General features: G+C 64.6%; 20 protein-coding genes. 15 read left to right on the top strand and 5 right to left on the bottom strand.

Annotated features, from left to right (window positions below; genetic code table 11):
• The first annotated feature begins 6 nt into the window (after nt 1-6).
• The 7 genes from rpmI (at nt 7) to GGR23_RS17820 (ending at nt 5868) form a co-directional block, all read left to right on the top strand.
• Nucleotides 7-210, top strand: a complete 204-nt coding sequence (rpmI, locus tag GGR23_RS17850; protein WP_183367682.1) for a 50S ribosomal protein L35 — start codon at nt 7-9, stop codon at nt 208-210.
• A gap of 36 nt (nt 211-246) precedes the next feature.
• Entirely contained in the window at nt 247-651 is a 405-nt protein-coding gene (rplT, locus tag GGR23_RS17845) for a 50S ribosomal protein L20 (protein ID WP_183367681.1), read from the top strand.
• Nucleotides 652-791: 140 nt separating this feature from the next.
• Complete coding sequence (pheS, locus tag GGR23_RS17840) at nt 792-1874, top strand: phenylalanine--tRNA ligase subunit alpha (protein WP_183367680.1); 1083 nt, start codon at nt 792-794, stop codon at nt 1872-1874.
• A gap of 1 nt (nt 1875) precedes the next feature.
• A complete protein-coding gene (locus tag GGR23_RS17835; RefSeq protein WP_183367679.1) occupies nt 1876-2109 on the top strand; it encodes a DUF4160 domain-containing protein in 234 nt (77 codons plus the stop codon).
• Nucleotides 2093-2371 (top strand): DUF2442 domain-containing protein, encoded by a 279-nt coding sequence (locus GGR23_RS17830; protein WP_183367678.1) that lies wholly within the window; start codon nt 2093-2095, stop codon nt 2369-2371. The genes GGR23_RS17835 and GGR23_RS17830 overlap by 17 nt, the downstream gene beginning before the upstream one ends.
• A gap of 66 nt (nt 2372-2437) precedes the next feature.
• Nucleotides 2438-4861, top strand: a complete 2424-nt coding sequence (pheT, locus tag GGR23_RS17825; RefSeq protein ID WP_183367677.1) for a phenylalanine--tRNA ligase subunit beta — start codon at nt 2438-2440, stop codon at nt 4859-4861.
• Between the two features lie 383 nt (nt 4862-5244).
• Nucleotides 5245-5868, top strand: a complete 624-nt coding sequence (locus tag GGR23_RS17820) for a hypothetical protein (protein ID WP_183367676.1) — start codon at nt 5245-5247, stop codon at nt 5866-5868.
• Between the two features lie 247 nt (nt 5869-6115).
• Here GGR23_RS17820 and GGR23_RS17815 read toward each other — a convergent pair whose 3' ends face one another.
• A complete protein-coding gene (locus GGR23_RS17815; RefSeq protein WP_183367793.1) occupies nt 6116-6967 on the bottom strand; it encodes a MerR family transcriptional regulator in 852 nt (283 codons plus the stop codon).
• 152 nt (nt 6968-7119) lie between these two features.
• Between GGR23_RS17815 and GGR23_RS17810 the strand changes: the two genes are divergently transcribed.
• A complete protein-coding gene (locus GGR23_RS17810; RefSeq protein WP_183367675.1) occupies nt 7120-8403 on the top strand; it encodes a 4-aminobutyrate--2-oxoglutarate transaminase in 1284 nt (427 codons plus the stop codon).
• Nucleotides 8403-9887, top strand: coding sequence for an NAD-dependent succinate-semialdehyde dehydrogenase (locus GGR23_RS17805; RefSeq protein WP_183367674.1), 1485 nt, complete (start codon nt 8403-8405; stop codon nt 9885-9887). Before GGR23_RS17810 ends, GGR23_RS17805 begins: the two co-directional genes overlap by 1 nt.
• 62 nt (nt 9888-9949) lie before the next feature.
• Here GGR23_RS17805 and GGR23_RS17800 read toward each other — a convergent pair whose 3' ends face one another.
• The 4 genes from GGR23_RS17800 to efp form a co-directional block, all read right to left on the bottom strand.
• Nucleotides 9950-10327, bottom strand: coding sequence for a GRP family sugar transporter (locus GGR23_RS17800; RefSeq protein WP_183367673.1), 378 nt, complete (start codon nt 10325-10327; stop codon nt 9950-9952).
• Nucleotide 10328: 1 nt separating this feature from the next.
• A complete protein-coding gene (locus GGR23_RS17795) occupies nt 10329-12002 on the bottom strand; it encodes a hypothetical protein (RefSeq protein ID WP_183367672.1) in 1674 nt (557 codons plus the stop codon).
• 51 nt (nt 12003-12053) lie between these two features.
• Complete coding sequence (locus tag GGR23_RS17790; protein WP_183367671.1) at nt 12054-13490, bottom strand: UbiA family prenyltransferase; 1437 nt, start codon at nt 13488-13490, stop codon at nt 12054-12056.
• A 165-nt stretch (nt 13491-13655) separates the two neighbouring features.
• Entirely contained in the window at nt 13656-14225 is a 570-nt protein-coding gene (gene efp / locus GGR23_RS17785; RefSeq protein WP_183367670.1) for an elongation factor P, read from the bottom strand.
• Nucleotides 14226-14384: 159 nt separating this feature from the next.
• Here efp and epmA point away from each other — a divergent pair, with 159 nt between their 5' ends.
• From epmA to GGR23_RS17755, 6 genes are all read left to right on the top strand, one after another.
• Complete coding sequence (gene epmA, locus GGR23_RS17780; RefSeq protein WP_183367669.1) at nt 14385-15443, top strand: EF-P lysine aminoacylase EpmA; 1059 nt, start codon at nt 14385-14387, stop codon at nt 15441-15443.
• Between the two features lie 3 nt (nt 15444-15446).
• Nucleotides 15447-16493, top strand: coding sequence for a lysine-2,3-aminomutase-like protein (locus tag GGR23_RS17775; RefSeq protein WP_183367668.1), 1047 nt, complete (start codon nt 15447-15449; stop codon nt 16491-16493).
• A gap of 274 nt (nt 16494-16767) precedes the next feature.
• Nucleotides 16768-17019: an acyl carrier protein gene (locus GGR23_RS17770; protein ID WP_183367667.1), complete on the top strand. Its 252-nt coding sequence runs from the start codon at nt 16768-16770 to the stop codon at nt 17017-17019.
• A complete protein-coding gene (locus GGR23_RS17765) occupies nt 17019-18200 on the top strand; it encodes an acyl-CoA dehydrogenase family protein (protein ID WP_183367666.1) in 1182 nt (393 codons plus the stop codon). The genes GGR23_RS17770 and GGR23_RS17765 overlap by 1 nt, the downstream gene beginning before the upstream one ends.
• Nucleotides 18201-18205: 5 nt before the next feature.
• Entirely contained in the window at nt 18206-19114 is a 909-nt protein-coding gene (locus GGR23_RS17760) for an amino acid--[acyl-carrier-protein] ligase (RefSeq protein ID WP_183367665.1), read from the top strand.
• Between the two features lie 5 nt (nt 19115-19119).
• A complete protein-coding gene (locus GGR23_RS17755) occupies nt 19120-20085 on the top strand; it encodes a DUF1839 family protein (RefSeq protein WP_183367664.1) in 966 nt (321 codons plus the stop codon).
• The last annotated feature ends 22 nt before the right edge of the window (nt 20086-20107 follow it).

The following is a 20107-nucleotide window of genomic DNA, read 5'->3' as shown; positions in this document are numbered from 1 at the left end:
AGCAAAATGCCCAAGATGAAGACGAAATCGTCTGCCAAGAAGCGGTTCAAGATCACCGCGACCGGCAAGGTGAAGGCCGCAGGCGCCGGCAAGCGCCATGGCATGATCAAGCGTACCAACAAGTTCATCCGCGACGCACGCGGCACGATGGTTCTGGCCGAGCCCGATGGCAAGAAGGTCATCAAGAACTACCTGCCCAACGGTCTCTGAGACTGTCAGCCCGCGTAACTTCAAGGAGATCATGACATGGCACGCGTAAAACGTGGCGTAACGTCCCGCGCCAAGCACAACAAGGTATTCAAGGCAGCCAAGGGTTTCTACGGCCGCCGCAAGAACACGATCCGCGCCGCAAAGGCCGCTGTGGATCGTTCGAAGCAGTTCGCCTACAAGGACCGCAAGATCAAGAAGCGGAATTTCCGCGCTCTGTGGATCCAGCGTATCAACGCCGCTGTGCGTGAATTCGGCCTGACCTACGGCCGCTTCATCGACGGCCTGAACAAGGCCGGCATCGCCGTTGACCGCAAGGTCCTGTCCGACATGGCCATCCATGAGCCGGCAGCTTTCGGCGCGCTCGTCGCAGCCGCCAAGAAGGCACTCGCCTACCTCAAGGAAACCGGTACGGCAAACGAGTTTGAAAGCGCGGTCAAGTAAGCCAGCGCTTCCCAAGCTTTTGCACTAAAACCGATTGGGAAACCCGCGCTGGCTGGGCTGGCGCGGGTTTTTCTTATGCCCGCCTCCCTCTGCCTTTTTCCGATCCCGACTCTGTCCGATTCAAGCCAGGAAAACCAGGAATGTCCGATCTCGACACTTTGAAAACCGAACTGCTGGGCGCGGTGGCCGGGGCCGCCGATGAAGCCGCCATCGAGGCCGTGCGCGTATCCGCCCTTGGCAAGAAGGGCTCGGTCTCAGAACTCCTGAAGACGCTGGGCGCCATGAGCGCCGAGGAGCGCCAGACCCGCGGTGCCGCCATCAATGCGCTCAAGAACGAGGTGACGGAGGCCATCGCCGCCCGCAAGGCCGAGCTGAAGGAAGCCGCCATCGCCGCTCGCCTCAAGGCCGAGACGGTGGATGTCAGCCTGCCGGTTCGCTCCTCCCCCGCCGAGCGCGGCCGCATCCATCCGATCAGCCAGATCGTCGACGAGATCACCGCGATCTTCGGCGACATGGGCTTCTCGATTGCCGAAGGCCCCGATGTCGAGACGGACTATTACAACTTCACGGCCCTGAACTTCCCGGAAGGCCATCCGGCCCGCGAGATGCACGACACCTTCTTCTTCCATCCGGACGAGAAGGGCGAGCGCAAGGTGCTGCGCACCCATACCTCGCCGGTCCAGGTGCGCACCATGGAAGCCGAGACCCCGCCGATCCGCATCATCATTCCGGGCAAGACCTACCGCCAGGACAGCGACGCCACCCATTCCCCGATGTTCCATCAGGTGGAAGGTCTCGTGGTCGACCGCAAGGCGAATGTCGCCAACATGCGCTGGGTGCTGGAAGAGTTCTGCAAGGCCTTCTTCGAGGTGCCCTCGGTCACCATGCGCTTCCGGCCGTCCTTCTTCCCCTTCACCGAACCGTCCTTCGAGGTCGACATCCAGTGCGACCGCTCCGGCCCCTCGGTGAAGTTCGGCGAAGGCAAGGACTGGATGGAAATCCTCGGCTGCGGCATGGTTCACCCGAACGTGCTGCGCGCGGGCGGGCTCGATCCGGACGAATATCAGGGCTTTGCCTGGGGCATGGGCCTCGACCGTATCGCCATGCTGAAATACGGCATGCCCGACCTGCGCGACTTCTTCAACGCCGATGTCCGCTGGATGACCCATTACGGCTTCCGCCCCCTCGACATGCCGACGCTGTTCGGGGGCTTGAGCCAGTAAGATGCCGACGGTGCTCCGCAAGTACGGCCTGCGCTTTCACTTCTATTCCGGCGACCGTTACGAGCCTCCACATATCCATGTGGAGGGAAACGGCGGCGAAGCGAAGGTCTGGCTGACGGAGGTCAGGGTTGCGGAGGCCGGGGGCTTCAGTCAGAAGGACCTCGCGCGTATAGTGGCGGTGGTCGAGGAACACAGGCAGATGATGCTGGAGGCGTGGCATGACTATTTCGCATGATAGCTATCCGGAGGCCGAGCGGCCCGTCGAGGCATGGTGCGACCTGCATGAAGTTCATGTGCGCCTGGCGGACGGCCGGCATGTCGCGACCCCGCTCTGGTGGTATCCGCGCCTCCTGAACGCAACGCCTGCCCAGCGCAACAATGTCCATCTCATGCTGGCGGGCGTGCACTGGCCTGATGTCGACGAGGATCTGTCGATCAGGGGCATGCTCTCCGGCTGGAAAGCACCGGGGGCCAAGGCGCCGGGCAAGGCCGCTTGAACGAGTTTACCGGGTGTCCGGCAGGGCCTGAGGGCCTGATGAAAGAGACGATGAAGGTTTGACACGATGAAATTCACCCTTTCCTGGCTCAAGGATCACCTTGAAACCGATGCGACGCTTGAGGAAATCTGCGAGCGCCTGACGGCGATCGGCCTCGAGGTCGAGGATGTGGACGACAAGGCGGCCTACAAGCCCTTCGTCATCGCCAAGGTCGTCTCGGCCGAAAAGCATCCGCAGGCCGACCGGCTGAAGGTGCTGATGGTCGATATCGGCGCGGGCGCGCCGGTTCAGGTCGTCTGCGGCGCGCCGAATGCGCGTGCCGGCCTTGTCGGCGCCTTTGCCGCGCCCGGCACCCATGTGCCCGGCATCGACGTGACGCTCGCCGTCGGCAATATCCGCGGCGTCGAGAGCCGCGGCATGATGTGCTCCGAGAAGGAGCTCGACATGTCCGACAATCACGACGGCATCATCGACCTGCCCGAGGATGCACCCGTCGGCGAAAGCTTTGCCGCCTATGCCGGCATCGACGATCCTGTCATCGAGATCAACCTCACGCCGAACCGCTCCGATTGCACCAGCATCTACGGCATCGCGCGCGATCTCGCCGCCTCCGGCCTCGGTCGCCTGAAGGCCCCGAAGCCTCCGGCCTTCAAGGTCGAGGGCACGACGCCCACCGAGGTCATCCTCGATCTGGACGATGCAAGCCTTTGCCCGGGCTTTGCGCTCCGCCTCGTGCGTGGCGTGAAGAACGGCCCGAGTCCGGCTTGGATGCAGCGCCGTCTCACTGCCATCGGCCTTCGTCCGATCAATGCGCTCGTCGACATCACCAACTACCTGACCTTCGATCAGGGCCGCCCGCTGCACGTCTTCGATGCCGCCAAGGTGAAGGGCAACCTCACCGTCCGCCGCGCCGCAGAAGGCGAAACCGTGCTGGCGCTCGATGGCCGCGAATACAGGCTCGGGCCCCAGAATGTGGTGATCTCCGATGAGAATGGCGTCGAATCCATCGGCGGCATCATGGGCGGCGAACATTCGGGCTGCGACGAGAACACGGTGGATGTGCTGATCGAATCCGCGCTCTGGCATCCCCTCAACATCGCCAAGACCGGCCGCTCGCTCGGCATCATCACCGATGCGCGCTACCGCTTCGAGCGCGGCGTCGATCCGGAATACATGGTTCCCGGGCTGGAGCGCGCGACCGAGCTGGTGCTCGAACTTTGCGGCGGCACGGCTGCCGAAGCCCGCGTCACCGGTTACAAGGGTTATGAGCCGAAGGTCGTCGATTTCCCCTTCTCCGAGGTGAAGCGGCTGACGGGCCTCACTGTCTCGAAGGAAGAATCGGTCGAAATCCTCACCGGTCTCGGCTTCACGGTTGCCGGCTCCGGCGAGCGCGTGTCCGTCTCGGTTCCCTCCTGGCGACCGGATGTGGATGGCAAGGCGGATCTCGTGGAAGAGGTCATGCGCATCCATGGCGTGGACAACATCAAGCCCGAGCCTCTGGAGCGGGAGGTGCCCGTCAACGGCCGCATTCTCACCACGCTGCAGATCCGCACCCGCGCGGCCAAGCGGGCACTTGCCGCGCGCGGCATGCTTGAGGCGGTCACCTGGTCCTTCATCTCCGAAGATCAGGCGAAGCTTTTCGGCGGCGGCTCCGCGGCGCTGAAGCTCGCCAACCCGATTGCTGCCGACATGTCCGACATGCGCCCCTCGCTGTTGCCGGGCCTGCTCACCGCTGCCCAGCGCAACGCCGACAAGGGCTTTGGCGATGTGGCGATCTTCGAGGTCTCCGGCACCTATGAAAATGACCGGCCGGAAGGCCAGCGGCGTGTGGCAGGCGGCATCCGCCGCGGCACGGCGACGCTCTCGGGTGCGGGTCGCATGTGGTCCAACGCCAAGACCGGCGGCGGCAAGAATGTCGACGTCTTCGACGCCAAGGCCGATGCGCTGGCGGTGATCGAGGCGGCAGGCCTGCCCATGGCCAATATCCAGATCGAGCAGGGCGGACCCGACTGGTACCATCCCGGCCGTTCCGGCACCATCAAGATGGGCCCGAAGATCGTGCTCGGCCATTTCGGCGAATTCCATCCCAAGGTGCTGGAAGCGCTCGACGTTTCCGGTGCGTTGGCAGGCTTCGAGGTCTTCCTCGATGCCATGCAGGAGCCGAAGAAGAAGGCGACCCGCACCAAGGCCGCGCTCGAGCTCTCGCCCTTCCAGGCGGTCAGGCGCGACTTCGCCTTCGTGGTCGAAAAGTCGGTCGATGCCGGTTCGATCCTGAAGGCGGCAGCAAGCGCCGACCGCAAGCTGATCACCGCCGTCAACGTCTTCGACGTCTTCGAGGGCGCTTCGATCGGCGAAGGCAAGAAGTCGGTCGCCATCGAAGTCGTCATCCAGCCGGTCGAGCGCACGCTGACGGACGAAGATTTCGAGGCACTGACCGGCCGCATCATCGGCAACGTGACGAAGACCACCGGCGGCACGCTGCGGGCGTGATGGGTAGCGGTGGGGTGCCGCGCTCGGCGTGGAGTGTGATGCGCCGCACCCCCCTCTGCCTCGCAAGGCGTGGAGTTTGCCGTGCTGCACCCCCCTCTGCCCTGCCGGGCATCTCCCCCTCAAGGGGGGAGATCGGGATGGGGTTGATGCGGGCAGTTCCTCGCAAACGTATCTGCAATTGAGACGCTTATTGTCTGGGGAAACCACAAAATCACGGTCGATCTCCCCCCTTGAGGGGGAGATGTCCCGGCAGGGACAGAGGGGGGTGCGCATCGGCAAACTCGACGCCATGCATGGCCAGCCCGCCTGGACCAATGCACCAAATCGGGTGGCAACCTCTCCCCGTCGCCCTTAATCTCTCTCCGACGAGAGGGAGGTGTGCGATGCGAAAGCCGAAATCCATGAAGGGCCTGGAAGATCTGGGCCGGGTGCGCCTGTCGAAGAACTTCTTCCTGCGCGATTTCCTGCATTCGGAAATCGCCGCACTTCATGGTTTCTCCAACATCCCCGACGACCCCGATCTCGCCATCGCGGCGGGGAGGAAGCTTTGCGAGGAGCTGCTGGAGCCGCTGCAGGAGACTTTCGGGCGGTTGCATATCCGTTCCGCCTATCGCTCGCCCGAGGTCAACGATTTCGGCAACCGGAACGGCTTGAACTGCGCGCAGAACGAAAAGAACTATGCCGGCCACATCTGGGACCGGCGGGATGCGGCGGGCAACATGGGTGCCACGGCCTGCATCGCCATTCCCTGGGTCTGGGACCGGTTCCAGGCGGAAGGCGACTGGCGGCGGCTCGCCTGGTGGATCCACGATCATCTGCCCTATCACGGCCTTGAGTTTTTCCCGAAGCTCTGGGCGGTGAACGTCAACTGGCGAGAAAACCCCGAGCGCATCATCACCAGCTTCGCCAATCCGCGCGGCGTGCTGACGAAACCCGGCATGGCGAACCACTCCGGCAACCATGCGGCGGAGTATGAGGGGTTTCCGGAGCTGAAGCGGGTGGGGTGATTTCCCTGGGCAGGCTTTAAGGTGCCGGCAGTGGGTGCACCCCCACCCCTGACCCCTCCCCACAAGGGGGAGGGGGAAAGCGCCGCCCTGCCCACGGTGTCAAACATGCCGACCCGAGACCGGGCGGTCCCGTCAGCCGAAAGGGCTTTGGCAAGACATGAGCCTTCCCTCCCCCTTGTGGGGAGGGGTAGGGGTGGGGGTAGCCGCGCGAGAAAAGCCAGCGAGGAGGCCCAGCCCCACCCCAACCTCAGAAACTCGCCGGCGTGTTGATCCAGATGAGGATGGTCTCGGATTTCGAGCTGTTGCGCCAGGAATGGGGGCGGTGGCTTTCGAAGGTGAAGCTGTCCCCGGCATTGAGTTCGAAGAACTGGTCTCCGTCGAGAACGATCTCCAGCGAGCCGGTCAGCACGTAGATGAATTCCTCGCCGTCATGCTGGTAAGCGCCTTCAGAGGACGCGCCGGGGGCGAGCTGGAAGCGGTGGCACTGCATCTGCTTGGCGCCTTCCGCCAGCACCTGGACGGTGACGCCGGAGGAGGTGGCCGGCCAGGTCGGCCATTCGCCGTAGCGCACCAGACTTTCGTTCGGCCGGGTGGTGTCCTCGCCGCAGAGGATCGACACCGTCGTGCCGAAATAATGGGCGACCGCGTGCAGCGCCGTCAGCGACAGCCCCTGAGAGGTGCGCTCGAAGGTGGAGAGAACAGAAGTGGTCACCCCGATTGCCCGGGCCACCGTCTCCAGCGTGTCGCCCGCCGCCCGGCGCATGCGCCGCACCTTGTGGCCGACCGGAATCTCGTCGGCACCGGCCTTGCGTTCGGGAAGCGAAGCGGCCGCGGGCGGAAGGGGCATGTCCGGGCCGGCATCCTCATCGGTCTTCAGAAATTCGCGGATCGCGGCCGGGTTCAGTCCCTGTTCCTGGCGCAGCCAGGCGATCCGCTTCAGCCGCTCGAGGAGGTCGCCATCGTAGAGCCGCTGGCCGGATTCGGTGCGGATCGGCTCGAACAGCGACTGGCTTTCCCAGAGGCGGAGCGTCGAGGGCGAGACACCCACCATGCGCGCGGCTTCCGCAATCTTGAACCGTGTTGTCTGCATCGGGGCCAGCCGTTTCTGTCGTGCGAATTCTCTTTAACGATGGAAATCCATATTGCAAATCTACAGAAAAAATGTAAGTAAATTTTCGGCCCAAGTCGAGGGCCGTTTTCTTTGACCAGAGCGCGGAGCCCCGCGCCCCTCACCATCCCGGGGATTTCACCATGTTGAACGCCGAAATTTCAGCACGCAAGAACGAAGCCATCTCTCGCGGCGTCGGTATGACGACGCAGGTCTATGCGGAGCGTGCCGAGAATGCCGAAATCTGGGATGTCGAGGGCCGACGCTACATCGATTTCGCCGCCGGCATCGCCGTCGTCAACACCGGCCACCGCCACCCGAAGGTCATCGAAGCCGTCAAGAGCCAGATCGACCGCTTCACGCACACCTGCCATCAGGTCGTGCCTTACGAAAACTATGTCCGTCTTGCCGAGCGCCTGAACAAGCTCGTTCCCGGCAATTTCGCCAAGAAGACCATCTTCGCGACGACGGGTGCGGAAGCCGTTGAAAATGCGATCAAGATTGCCCGCGCCGCCACCGGCCGCTCGGCGGTCGTCGCCTTCACCGGCGCCTTCCATGGCCGCACTTTCATGGGCATGGCGCTGACGGGCAAGGTCGTGCCCTACAAGGTCGGCTTCGGCGCGATGATGAGCGATGTCTTCCACGTGCCCTTCCCGATCGATCTGCATGGCGTTTCGGTGGAAACCGCACTCGACGTGCTGGACAAGCTGTTCAAGGCCGATGTCGATCCGAAGCGCGTTGCCGCCATCATCGTCGAGCCGGTTCAGGGCGAAGGCGGCTTCTATGAAGTGCCGCGCGCACTGATGAAGGCGCTGCGCAAGCTTTGCGACGATCACGGCATCCTGCTGGTCGCCGACGAAGTGCAGACCGGCTTTGCCCGTACCGGCAAGCTGTTTGCCATGGAACATCACGATGTGGTGCCCGACCTCACCACCATGGCCAAGGGTCTTGCCGGCGGCTTCCCGCTGTCTGCCGTCACCGGCCGCGCCGAAATCATGGATGCCCCCGGCCCCGGCGGCCTCGGCGGCACCTATGCCGGCTCGCCGATCGGCGTTGCCGCCGCCAATGCGGTTCTCGACGTCATCGAGGAGGAAAACCTCTGCGAACGCGCCAACACGCTGGGCGCCCGCCTGAAGCAGCGCCTCCAGTCGCTGCGCGATGCGGTCCCGCAGATCGTCGATATCCGCGGCCCGGGCTTCATGGTCGCCGTGGAATTCAACAACAAGGGAACCGGCAAGCCGGATGCGGATTTCGCCAATGCGATCCGCCTCAAGGCGCTCGAAAAGGGCCTGATCCTGCTTACCTGCGGGGTTTATGGCAATGTCATCCGTTTCCTCGCGCCCATCACGGTGCAGGACGACGTTTTCAACGAGGCGCTCGACCTTCTCGAAGCCTCCATGCGCGAAGTAGCCGCGGAGGCAAAGTAATGACGATTTCGGATACACTCCTCTCGAAGCTCAAGGACAAGTCGCTCGTAACCGACAAGGCACTGGTTGCCGGCGAATGGCTGGCGGCCAGCGAAAGCGGCCGCACCTTCGACGTGACCAACCCGGTCAATGGCGAGGCGCTGGCGACGCTCCCGAACCTGACCCGGGCCGAACTCACCCGCGCCATCGACAAGGCGCATGAGGTTCAGAAGGCCTGGGCGAAGAAGACCGGCAAGGAGCGTGCGGCCGTGCTGCGCAAGCTCTACGACCTGATGGTCGCCAATGCCGACGACCTCGCCACCATCCTGACGATGGAAATGGGCAAGCCGCTGGCGGAAGCCAAAGGCGAAATCCTCTATGGCGCGGCCTATGTCGAGTGGTTCGGCGAGGAAGCCAAGCGCGTCTATGGCGATACGATCCCGGGTCACCAGGCCGACAAGCGCATCATCGTCATCCGCCAGCCGGTGGGTGTGGTGGGTGCGATCACGCCCTGGAACTTCCCGAACGCCATGCTCGCCCGCAAGATGGCGCCGGCGCTCGCCGTCGGTTGCACCATGGTCTCGAAGCCCGCCGCCCAGACCCCCCTTTCGGCGCTGTCGCTGGCGCTTCTGGCAGAGCGCGCCGGCGTGCCCGCCGGTGCCTTCTCGGTCTTTACCGGCACCGAAGCCTCCATGGTCGGCAAGGAATTCTGCGAGAACGAGAAGGTGCGCAAGCTCACCTTCACCGGCTCCACCAATGTCGGCCGCATCCTGATGCGGCAGGCCGCCGACCAGATCAAGAAGCTCGGCCTCGAGCTGGGCGGCAACGCCCCCTTCATCGTCTTCGACGATGCGGATCTCGATGCGGCGGTCGAAGGGGCCATGGTCTCCAAGTACCGCAATGCCGGCCAGACCTGCGTCTGCGCCAACCGCATCTATGTCCAGGCCGGCGTCTATGATGCCTTTGCCGAAAAGCTTGCAGCCCGCGTCTCCGCCATGAAGGTGGGCGACGGTCTCGAGGCCGGCGTCAACACCGGTCCGATGATCGACAGCAATGCGCTCGCGAAGGTGCAGGAGCATGTGGACGACGCCGTCTCCAAGGGCGCGAAGATCGCCGTTGGCGGCAAGCAGCCCGATCTCGGCGGCCTCTTCTACCAGCCGACGATCCTGACCGGCGTCACCTCGGACATGATGGTGGCCCGCGAGGAAACCTTCGGCCCGGTGGCTCCGCTCTTCAAGTTCGAGACGGAAGCCGACGTGGTCGAAATGGCCAACAACACGGAATTCGGCCTTGCCTCCTACTTCTACTCGAAGGACGTGGCGAAGATCTTCCGCGTTGCCGAGCAGCTGGAATACGGCATGGTCGGCATCAACACGGGCCTTATCTCCACGGAAGTGGCGCCCTTCGGCGGCATCAAGCAGTCCGGCACGGGCCGCGAAGGCTCGAAGTACGGCATCGATGACTATACCGAGCTGAAATACATGTGCCTCGGCGGCATCGAGTAAGCCGATACTTACATAAACCTGCAAGGGCCCCGGCTCCGGAAACGGACCGGGGTCTTTGCTTTTCAGCCGGTCCGGCCCATGGCGACGGTGACGATGCCGAGTGCGGTGATTGCAATGCCGATCATGGAAAGCCGGCTGATCTGTTCGCCGAGAATGAAGACGCCCGAAAGCGTGGTGATGACAATGCCAAGCGCCACGAAGGGATAGGCGAAGGAAACGGGCACCTTCGAGAGCACGAAAAGCCACAGAAGCGTGCCGAAGCCATAGGCGGCAAGGCCGCTCCAGAGATAGGGCGAGAGCAGCAGCACCCGCAGGGTTCCCATCCCGTCGGCGGAGGGCGCCAGCGCTGCCTGCACGTCCGGCCGCGTCATCCCGATGCGGAAGAGGGTCTGGGCGAAGGCCGACAGGCAGACGCTGATGAGAATGAGGAGGATCGGCATCTCAGCTGTCTCCCGCTTTCGTGACTTCATAGATGCAGAGCTCGCCGTCGCGATGAATCGGCGCTGCCGTGATGGCCGGATTGCAGAAGGTGATCACGTGGCTGATCCCGTGACGCGCCGCATAGGCAAGTCTCTCCGGTCCGTCCTTCAGGGCGCGCACGGCATCGTAACGCTCCCGCCAGACTGCATGGGTGGAGGGCGACCACATGGGTGTGGCGCCGAACTTGTAGTTCGTCCAGACAGGCCGTCCGGCCGTGGCGAAGAAGCCGGTGACGTCATAGGCGAGCGCCTGCGCGGCCGGATCCGCGCCGGTGGCGGGGCGCTCCGTCCCGACGGGCAGCAGCAGCAGGGAACGGGAGGGCGTCTCGCGCGCCACCCATGCGCCGATCCGCTCCCAACGATCGGAAATCGCGATGCGGGCCTGCATGTCGCGAAGGCCGGGTATCAGCGCCGAAGGTACGGCATAGGCGGCGGCAAGGAGGGCGAGGTAGCCGGCAATCTTCGGCGCCGCCGGCCGGTCCAGAAGGGCAAGCGGTCGCCGGTGCCGGAACCATCCCAGATAGGCAAGAACGAGGAGCGCGGCCGGCAGCCCGGGCTTTCCGAGGATCAGAAGCGCCGTCAGGAGGAGGCCGACGGTCCTTGGGGCAGACGCCCGGCCATCGGTTGCCAGTCCGGCGGCGATCATCGCCATGCCCAGCACCGCCAGAAGCTGGATCAGCACGGCGCTGCGGATGAAATGCAGGTTCAGGATCATCCTGTTTTCGGTGACGAGCGGCAATGCGCTGCCCACCGCGAGCAGCAGGATCGCGGCAAGGACCGCCGCTGCAAGGGGGCGGCCGCCCTTGCCCAGCGAAAGGGCGGCGAAAAGCCCGGCAAGTGCCAGAAGCCCGATCGCGGCCAGTTCCCCGGCGGAAAGGCTGTCGAGGAAGAAATGGAACGGGAAGAAGCCGCGCAGATAGGCGGCGTAGGAATATCCCGACGGGGCATCGTCGCGGGCGTGGAGAATGGCCGCGACCACGGGAAGGACGAAAGGCAGGCCCGCCACAGCCCCGATCGAACCGCGAACGGCGAGCGTCTTCAGGCGGATTTCGCCCTCCGCAAGCCGCGTCAGCATGACCGCGATCAGGACCGGTGCAAGCCACACCGCCATGAAGGCATTCAGGAAGAAGGTGATGCAGGCCAGCAGCAGGGATGCGGCCACCCCGCCCCTGATCGCCAGGGAGAGCGAGAGAAGCAGCGTCGCATTCGCAAGTTCCGAGTGGGAGAAGTAATCGATATCGAGCCCGCCCCCGCCCGGTGCATAGCCCCGCATCAGCGGCGTGGCGGCAAGAAGGGCCAGATAGAGGACCGAGAAGCGGAGCCCGCGATAGCCGAAGCTTGCCGCCAGATGCAGCGCTGCCGCCATCATCAGCATGCGGGACAGAAGGAACGCGCCCAGGAGGAAGAGCTTCGGCGGGACAAGGGTCGCGCTGCCCGCAAAGACCATCCAGAAGCCCGAGGAAAAGTGGCGGAGCGACTGGACGAAGGTATCGTCCGCAAAGGCCGGCAGATCATAATCCGCCCGCAGGATCGGCAGGTGATAGATGTTGTTGTTGAAGAACGGCACGTAGCCGGAAAACAGGATCGAGAGCAGCGCTGCCCCGGTGACCACGAGGGCCCCGGTGATGACAGTCATTCTTCCGGCTTCCGGTGCCGGCATGGCTTGGTGTGCAGGCGCAGGCATCGCTCAGGCCGCCAGTGCCATGAGCGCGAGGCAAAGCGCCCCGACAAGCCAGCTCCGCACGTCCTTCAGGGCAAAGACGATCGGATCGTCATGGAGCTGCCGGCGATGGGCGAGCAGCAGCACCCGCGACATCCAGTAGAGGAAGAGCGGGCACAGAAGCCACAGAAGCGCGGGGTGGGCGTAAAGCCGCTTCACGGTTTCGGAGTTCACGTAGAGGGCCAGAACCGTGATCGCGTTCATGCCGGCGGCAGCGGCAAGCGCAGCCACGACCGGCAGGTCGGAGATCCGGTAGTCGCGATTGGAGGGATCGGGAAGGTCCCGGTCGAGCCGCGCCGAAAGCTCCACGTAGCGCTTTGTGAGGGCGAGCGCCGTGAACATCAGCAGCGAGAAGGCAAAGAGCCATTCGGACATGTCCACGCCGATCGCGGCAGCCCCCGCCACGACCCGCAGCGTGTAGAGGAGCGACAGCACCGTCACATCGGCCAGCATCATCTTCTTCAGGGAGAAGGAATAGGCCGTGGTCAGCCCCACATAGAGGGCAAGGAAGAGGCCGAAGAGGGGAGGAAGGACCGTCGCCGTCAGGCCGGCACCGAAGAGCAGCAGCGGGATCAGCGAAAGCCCGAGCGCGGGAGGCACGGTTCCTGCGGCGAAGGGCCGGCGCTTCTTCGTCGGATGCGCGCGGTCGGCATGCATGTCGATGAAGTCGTTGAGCACATAGACCGCAGACGCCGTCAGCGAGAAGCAGACAAAGGCGAGGAGCGCGGCGAAAAGGGAATGCAGGCCCATCTGGTGGGAGGTCAGCAGCGGCACCAGCACCAGGAGGTTCTTGGCATACTGATGCGGGCGCAGCAGCTTGAGGAGCGCGACGATGGAAGAGCCGGGCGCCGACAGCGGCAGAACCGGGGCATCCGCCTTGCGGAAGGCGGCCGCCTGCCGGGCCGTCATGCCGATCGCGAAGGCCTGGCGCGCGCCCTGCCAGGGGCCGCCTTTCGGCGTGGCGGAACCTGCATAATCGAAGACCGGCCCCAGGCCCGCCTCCTTCAGCGCGGCAGAGGGGGAGGCGGTGAAGCTCTCGAGCGGCAGAAGCCCGTCGATGGGCCCGAGGCGCGCGGCAAGCGCCCCGCCAAGCGGCAGCAGCCTTTCCGGCACGAGCAGATAGACGGGCCGCGCGCCGGCCCTTGCGTTTTCGATCAGCCGGACCGTTTCCGGAACCAGCGGCAGGGTGCCGGCGATTTCCGCAGCCATGGACCCGCAGCCGCCGCGCAAGAGGATCGCCAGCGCCTCTGCTCCCTCTCCGGCGGAAAGGGCGGCTGCCAGCGCCTCGAGGCGGACAGGGGTGGAGATCAGCCCGCCTTCGAGCGCGACGACGAGGGGAATGGCACTGGCCGGGGCCGCCTGTTCATGGGGCGTCCCGATGTTTTCGATGTCTTGCAGCGTCATGCGCACGGTTCGAAACCCCGTCTTATCCGGTTCTCTCTCCAGCGGTTATCGGGGAATTGAATAAAGGTACTCTTAAACAGCCGGCCCCCGCAGGGCGCGGGACATGAAAAAAGCCGCCTGTCCGGAAGGAGAGGCGGCTTCGCGTGCGTGCTGTCGCGCGGGGGATCAGTCCTTCGCGCGTTCCACGTAGGAACCGTCTTCCGTCATGATGACGACGCGGGTGCCCGCGGTGATGTGCGGCGGAACGAGCGTGCGCACGCCGTTCGACAGGATGGCCGGCTTGTAGGAGGAGGAGGCCGTCTGGCCCTTCACGACCGGCTCGGTCTCCGCGATTTCCAGCGTCACGTGACGCGGCAGCTCGATGGCGAGCGCCACGCCTTCGTGGATCGACAGGATGCAGCTCATGCCTTCCTGCAGATAGGCCTTCTGGTCGCCCACGGTTTCCGCATCGACGGCGATCTGGTCATAGGTTTCCGGGTTCATGAAGTGGAAGCCTTCGCCGTCCTCGTAGAGGAACTGGTAGGGACGGTCTTCCACGAAGGCGCGCTCGACCTGCTCGGTGGTGCGCCAGCGCTCGGAAACCTTCACGCCGTCGACGATGCGGCGCATGTCGACCTGGGTCACCGGGGTGCCCTTGCCGGGGTGGAAGTTCTGGGCGGTGAGCACCACGTAGAGCTTGCCGTCGACTTCGACGACGTTGCCCTTGCGCAGCGACGATGCGATGATCTTGACCATGAAGACGTCCTTGTAACTCTTGTTCTGGCGTCGTAGAGGGACGGCAACGAGGGGCCCCTGAAGACGGCTTTGTTCTTTTCAGGGCCGGGACCTATCCTAATTTCCCGCAAAATGCCAGCCTCGGCGCATGAAATAGAGCGAAGAAAGCAAGGAAAAGCCATGGCCGCGATACCGCATCGCCCGTCTCCCTGGTGGACCCCCGACGTGCATCGGGACCGGCGGCCGTTCCTTCTCGGCCGCAATGCGATCCAGGCGGCCTTCCGTGGCTATTTCGCCCGTCACGACTTCATCGAGGTGGATACGGCGACGCTGCAGGTCTCGCCGGGAAACGAGGCGCATCTCCACGCCTTCGGCACCGAGGCGATCGACCATGCCGGCGGGCGGCATCCGCTCTTTCTCCATACCTCGCCGGAATTTGCCTGCAAGAAGATCCTCGCGGCCGGCGAGCCGCGCATCGCCTGCTTTGCCCATGTCTACCGCAACCGGGAGCGGGGGCCGCTGCACCACCCGGAATTCACCATGCTGGAATGGTACAGGGCCGGCGAAACCTACCACGTGCTGATGGAAGATTGCGCAGCGCTTCTGCGCCTTGCGGCCGAAACGACCGGCACAACCCTCTTTTCCTGGCGGGGGGAGACCTGCGATCCCTTCCTGGAGCCGGAGCGGCTGAGCGTCGCGGAAGCCTTCCAGCGCTTCGCCGGCATCGATCTGCTTGCCACCGCGAGCGCGTCGGGCGAGACAGACCGGGATGCGCTGGCCAGGGCCCTCGCGGCGGCCGGCATCCGCCATGCGGCGGACGATACATGGGCCGATCTCTACAGCCGCGTTCTGGTGGAGCGCATCGAGCCGAAGCTCGGTTTCGGGCGCCCGACCATCCTCTACGGCTATCCGGTCAGCGAGGCGGCCCTTGCCCGCCGGTCGGCCGAAGACCCGCGGGTGGCGGAGCGTTTCGAGCTCTATGCCTGCGGTGTCGAACTTGCCAATGCCTTCGGGGAACTGACCGACCCCGTCGAGCAGCGCCGGCGTTTCGAGGCGGAAATGGCGGAGAAGCGGCGCGTCTACGGAGAGGAGTACCCGCTGGACGAGGATTTCCTCGCGGCGCTGTCGATCATGCCCGATGCCAGCGGCATCGCGCTTGGCTTCGACCGGCTGGTCATGCTGGCGACTGGTGCCACCCGCATCGAGCAGGTGCTCTGGGCACCGGTTGCGGAGGTCTGACCCTTGGCCGCACGCACCATCACGACGGCGGAGGGCCTGCTGGAGGCCGGGCTTCTGTCACCGGAGCGGCTGCAGGAGGCCCGCGCGGTCGCGCAGCGCTACGCGATTGGGGTCACGCCGCTCATGGCCGGGCAGATCCGCGACGCCGACGATCCCGTCGGACGCCAGTTCCTGCCGCAGGCGGAGGAACTCGCCACCCGGCCGGAGGAGCTGGCCGATCCGATCGGCGATCACGCCCATTCCCCGGTGGAGGGCATCGTCCACCGCTATCCGGACCGCGTGCTTCTCAAGGTGCTGCATGTCTGCCCGGTCTATTGCCGCTTCTGCTTCCGGCGCGAGATGGTCGGGCCGGATGGTGACGGCACCCTCGCGGGCGACCGGCTGGAGGAGGCGCTTGCCTATATTGCGGCCCATCCGGGAATATGGGAGGTGATCCTCACCGGCGGCGACCCGATGATGCTGTCGCCGCGCCGCATGGCGGACATCATGGAGCGGCTCTCCGCCATCCCGCATGTGCGGGTGGTGCGGCTGCACAGCCGCGTGCCGGTGGTCGATCCCGGCCGGGTGACGCCGGCGCTTGCGGAGGCGCTGCGGGCCTTCGGGAGGAGCGTCTATGTCGCGCTCCATGCCAACCATCCCCAGGAGTTCACGCCGGCCGCCACGCAGGCGCTGCGCCGACTGTCCGATGCCGGTGTCGTCCTGCTCAGCCAGACGGTCCTGCTTCGCGGCATCAATGACGATACGCACGTGCTCGCACACCTCATGCGCCTCTTCGTCGAGCACCGCGTGACGCCCTATTACATCCATCACCCCGACCTGGCGCCCGGAACCGCCCATTTTCGGCTGCCGATCGCCGAGGGGCTCGGGCTGGTCTCCGCCCTGCGGGGCCATCTCTCCGGCCTCTGCCGCCCGACCTACGTGCTCGACCTTCCGGGCGGTCACGGAAAGGTCGATCTCGAAAGCAGCCATGTCCGGCCCGTCGAGGACGGTCTCTGGGAGCTGACCGATTTCCGCGGCCGGACCCATCTCTACCGCGACCGCCTCGCCTGAGCCTGTTCCTCCGCGGTACAGGACACCCGACAAGTCGGGCCATCTATTCTAAAATGAGACAGGCCGCGCGGCGAAAGCCGGAATTCTCCATCGCCCGAAACCCTGCCGCAGGTGCCAAAGCCTTGGCGTTGCAGGCCTTTCGAAACAATTCCGTTGCATTTGATCAATCGCCCTCATTCCCCCTTAACTACAAGATTTATCGGAATTTTATGGAATTACCTATATCCATTTGCGCCAATAAGTGATTGTGCCAGTAACGCCCGAGGGGAATACTATGAACGAGAAGATCCGTGAACTCTTGGCCAAGCTCGGAAATCTCCCGACGCCAGTGGAAACACTTGCTGACGACGCGGATCTCTACACCGCGGGCCTGTCCTCCTTTGCTTCCGTGCAGCTGATGCTCGGCATCGAGGATGCCTTCGACGTCGAGTTTCCCGATCACCTGCTGAACCGCAAGTCCTTCCAGAGCATCGCGGCCATCGAGAATACGGTCCAGCAGATCCTCGCCGCACGAAAGGTTGCCTGATGAACGTGGCGGCTCAGGTCCAGTTGGAAAGTCTCGACGTCCGCGCCGCCCGCGTTGCCGAAGTTGCCCGGCAACATGCGGATGCGGTCGACGCGGAAGGCCGCTTCCCGGCGGAAGCGGTTGCCGCCATGAAGGCGGAACGGCTGCTCGGCATCCAGGTGCCGGTCAGCGAGGGCGGCGAGGGTGCCAGCTTCTCCGACATCGCCGAGCTGTGCTCGGTGATCTCCCAGGCCTGCGCCTCCAGTTCGATGATCTTCGCCATGCACCACATCAAGCTGTCCAGCCTGGTGGAGCACGGTTTCCAGAGCCCGTGGCACATGGCCTTCATGGCCCGGGTCGCGCGCGAGCAGCTTCTGCTGGGTTCCGCCACGACCGAGGGCGGGATCGGCGGCAACCTGCGCAACTCGATCTGCGCCATCGAGATCGACGGCGACCGCTGCCGGCTCGAGAAGGACGCAACCGTCATCTCCTACGGCGCCCAGTCGGACGCGATCCTCATCACCTCCCGCGCCGGCAAGGATGCAGCACCGTCCGATCAGGTCATGACCGTCTTCCTCAAGGACCAGTATACGCTCGAGCGCACCCATGTCTGGGATACGCTCGGCATGCGCGGCACCTGCTCGGACGGCTTCCTGTTCAGGGGCGAGGCGCCCGCAGAGCAGGTCTTCCCGCAGCCCTTCGCCGAAATCGCGGCGCAGTCCATGCTCGCGGCCTCCCATCTGCTGTGGAGCGGCGTGTGGTATGGCATTGCCGCAGATGCGGTGGCCAAGGCGCAGGCCTTCGTCAGGGCGGCGGCCCGCAAGTCCCCCGGCCAGACGCCGCCCGGCGCAGTCCGGCTTGCCGAGATTTCCGCCCAGCTGCAGATGGTCAAGTCCAACGTGATCGCCGGCCTCAAGACCTACGAGGAGGCCCGGCATGACGGGGAAAAGCTCTCCTCCATGGCCTTCGCGGTGGCGATGAACAACGTCAAGATCTGCTCCTCCGAGATGATCCTGCCGATCATCAACGGCGCGATGCTGGTCTGCGGCATCATGGGTTACAAGAACAAGACGCCCTTCAGCCTCGGCCGCAACCTGCGCGACGCGCATTCCGCCCAGCTGATGATCAGCAACGACCGTATCTACGGCAACACGTCCTCCATGCTGCTCGTGCACAAGCAGGACACCAGCCTTCTGGGGTGAAGACAATGGACATGCAGGTTTCGTTTCTCGACCGCCTCTTCGAGGCGGGCCTTCTCATCGAAACGGGCGTCGACGGTCTTTACGGCCGCTCCGGCCAGTTCGAGGACGTGATTGCCGCCTTCGAGCGACTCATCGACCGCACCGGCGGGCCCGATGGCGCGGAGGCGATCCGCTTCCCGCCCGGCATGAACCGCGCCTATTTCGAGGCCAGCGGCTACATGAAGAGCTTCCCGCAGCTTGCCGGCACCATCCATTCCTTCTGCGGCTGCGAGCTGGATCACGTCAGCCTGCTGAAATGCATGGAGGACGGCCAGGACTGGACCAAGGGCCAGGAAGCCACCGACATCGTGCTGACGCCGGCCGCCTGCTATCCCCTCTACCCGACGATCGCAAAGCGCGGGGCGGTGAAGGCCGGAGGCCAGCTCTACGACCTGCAATCCTATTGCTTCCGCCACGAGCCCTCCAAGGATCCGGCGCGCCAGCAGCTCTTCCGCATGCGCGAATACGTCTTCATGGGGCCGCAGGACCAGGTGATGGCCTTCCGCCAGCGCTGGATGGATCGCGGCACCGAAATGATGAGGTCCGTCGGGCTCGACGTGCATATCGATGTCGCCAACGATCCCTTCTTCGGCCGTGCGGGCCGTCTGCTGGTCAACAACCAGCGCGACCAGAACCTGAAGTTCGAGCTTCTCATTCCGATCACCTCGGTCGAAAAGCCGACGGCCTGCATGAGCTTCAACTACCACCAGGACCAGTTCGGCCTGAAGTGGGGCCTGCACTTCGAAAGCGGCGAGCCCGTGCACACCGCCTGCGTCGGCTTCGGGCTGGAGCGCATCGCGCTCGCGCTCTTCCATACCCATGGCCTCGACGTGGCGGAATGGCCGGACGACGTGCGCCGGGTGCTTTGGGGCTGAGCGGAATGATAAGCGTATTTCCGGGTCTCGATCCGGCCACCTATCGCCCGCATGCCTTGCATTCGAGCGAACGGATGTGGCCGGAAACGAACTGCTATGTGGATCTGTGGATCGAGGCGGTCCATGCGCTCGGCGGCTCGCCGGAAGCGATGATGGGCTTCACCCTCACGCAGGATTTCGAGGGTGACCAGTTCACCTTCTTCAAGGTGCCGCTGGAGGACCTGGAGGCGCTTTACGGCATCCGCGCCACCGAGCTTGCAATCTTCGACCGTGTGGAGACGCATGTGGCGGAGCAGATCGCCCGCGGGCGGCTCTGCCTTGTGGAGATGGACAGCTTCTACATGCCCGACACCCATGCGACCGGTTATCGCCGCGAGCATGGCAAGACGACCGTCGGCATCAACCGCCTGGATGTCGAAGGGCGGGTGATGGACTATTTCCACAATGCCGGCTTCTATCGGCTGGCGGGAGAGGATTTCGACGGTCTCTTCCAGCATCACCTGAAGCCGGAGGACCCGCCCTTCCTGCCCTATACGGAGTTTGCCAAGCTTCCGGCATCCGTTCCCGGCGAGGCGGAGCAGCGGCGGGTGGCCGAACGCCTCCTGGCCTTCCATTTCGCGCGGCGGCCCGGGGCAAACCCGGTCCGCGCCTTTGCGGCGGTCTTCCCGGGGCAGGTGGAACGGGTGGCCGAGCGGCCCTTCGATTTCTTCCACAAATACGCCTTCAACACGCTGCGCCAGCTGGGCGCCAATTTCGAGCTCGCCTCCAGCCATCTCGCCTGGCTCGACAGGGCGCGCTTCGGCGAGGCTGCGGATGCTGCATCGAAGATCGCCGAGGTGTCGAAAACCGTCCAGTTCCAGCTCGCCCGTGCGATCGCGCGGCGGAAATTCGATCCGCTTGCAAGCGCGCTGGAACCGGCTATCCATGCCTGGGACCAGATGATGGATTCGCTTCGCCGCAGCCTTGGCTGAAAGCTGGTCCGGGGAGGAACGT

Origin of the sequence: Gellertiella hungarica (genome assembly GCF_014197145.1) — a bacterium.
Taxonomy (GTDB): domain Bacteria; phylum Pseudomonadota; class Alphaproteobacteria; order Rhizobiales; family Rhizobiaceae; genus Gellertiella; species Gellertiella hungarica.
Note: the sequence above shows the minus strand (reverse complement) of the source record. Positions and strands in the feature narration are given on the sequence as shown.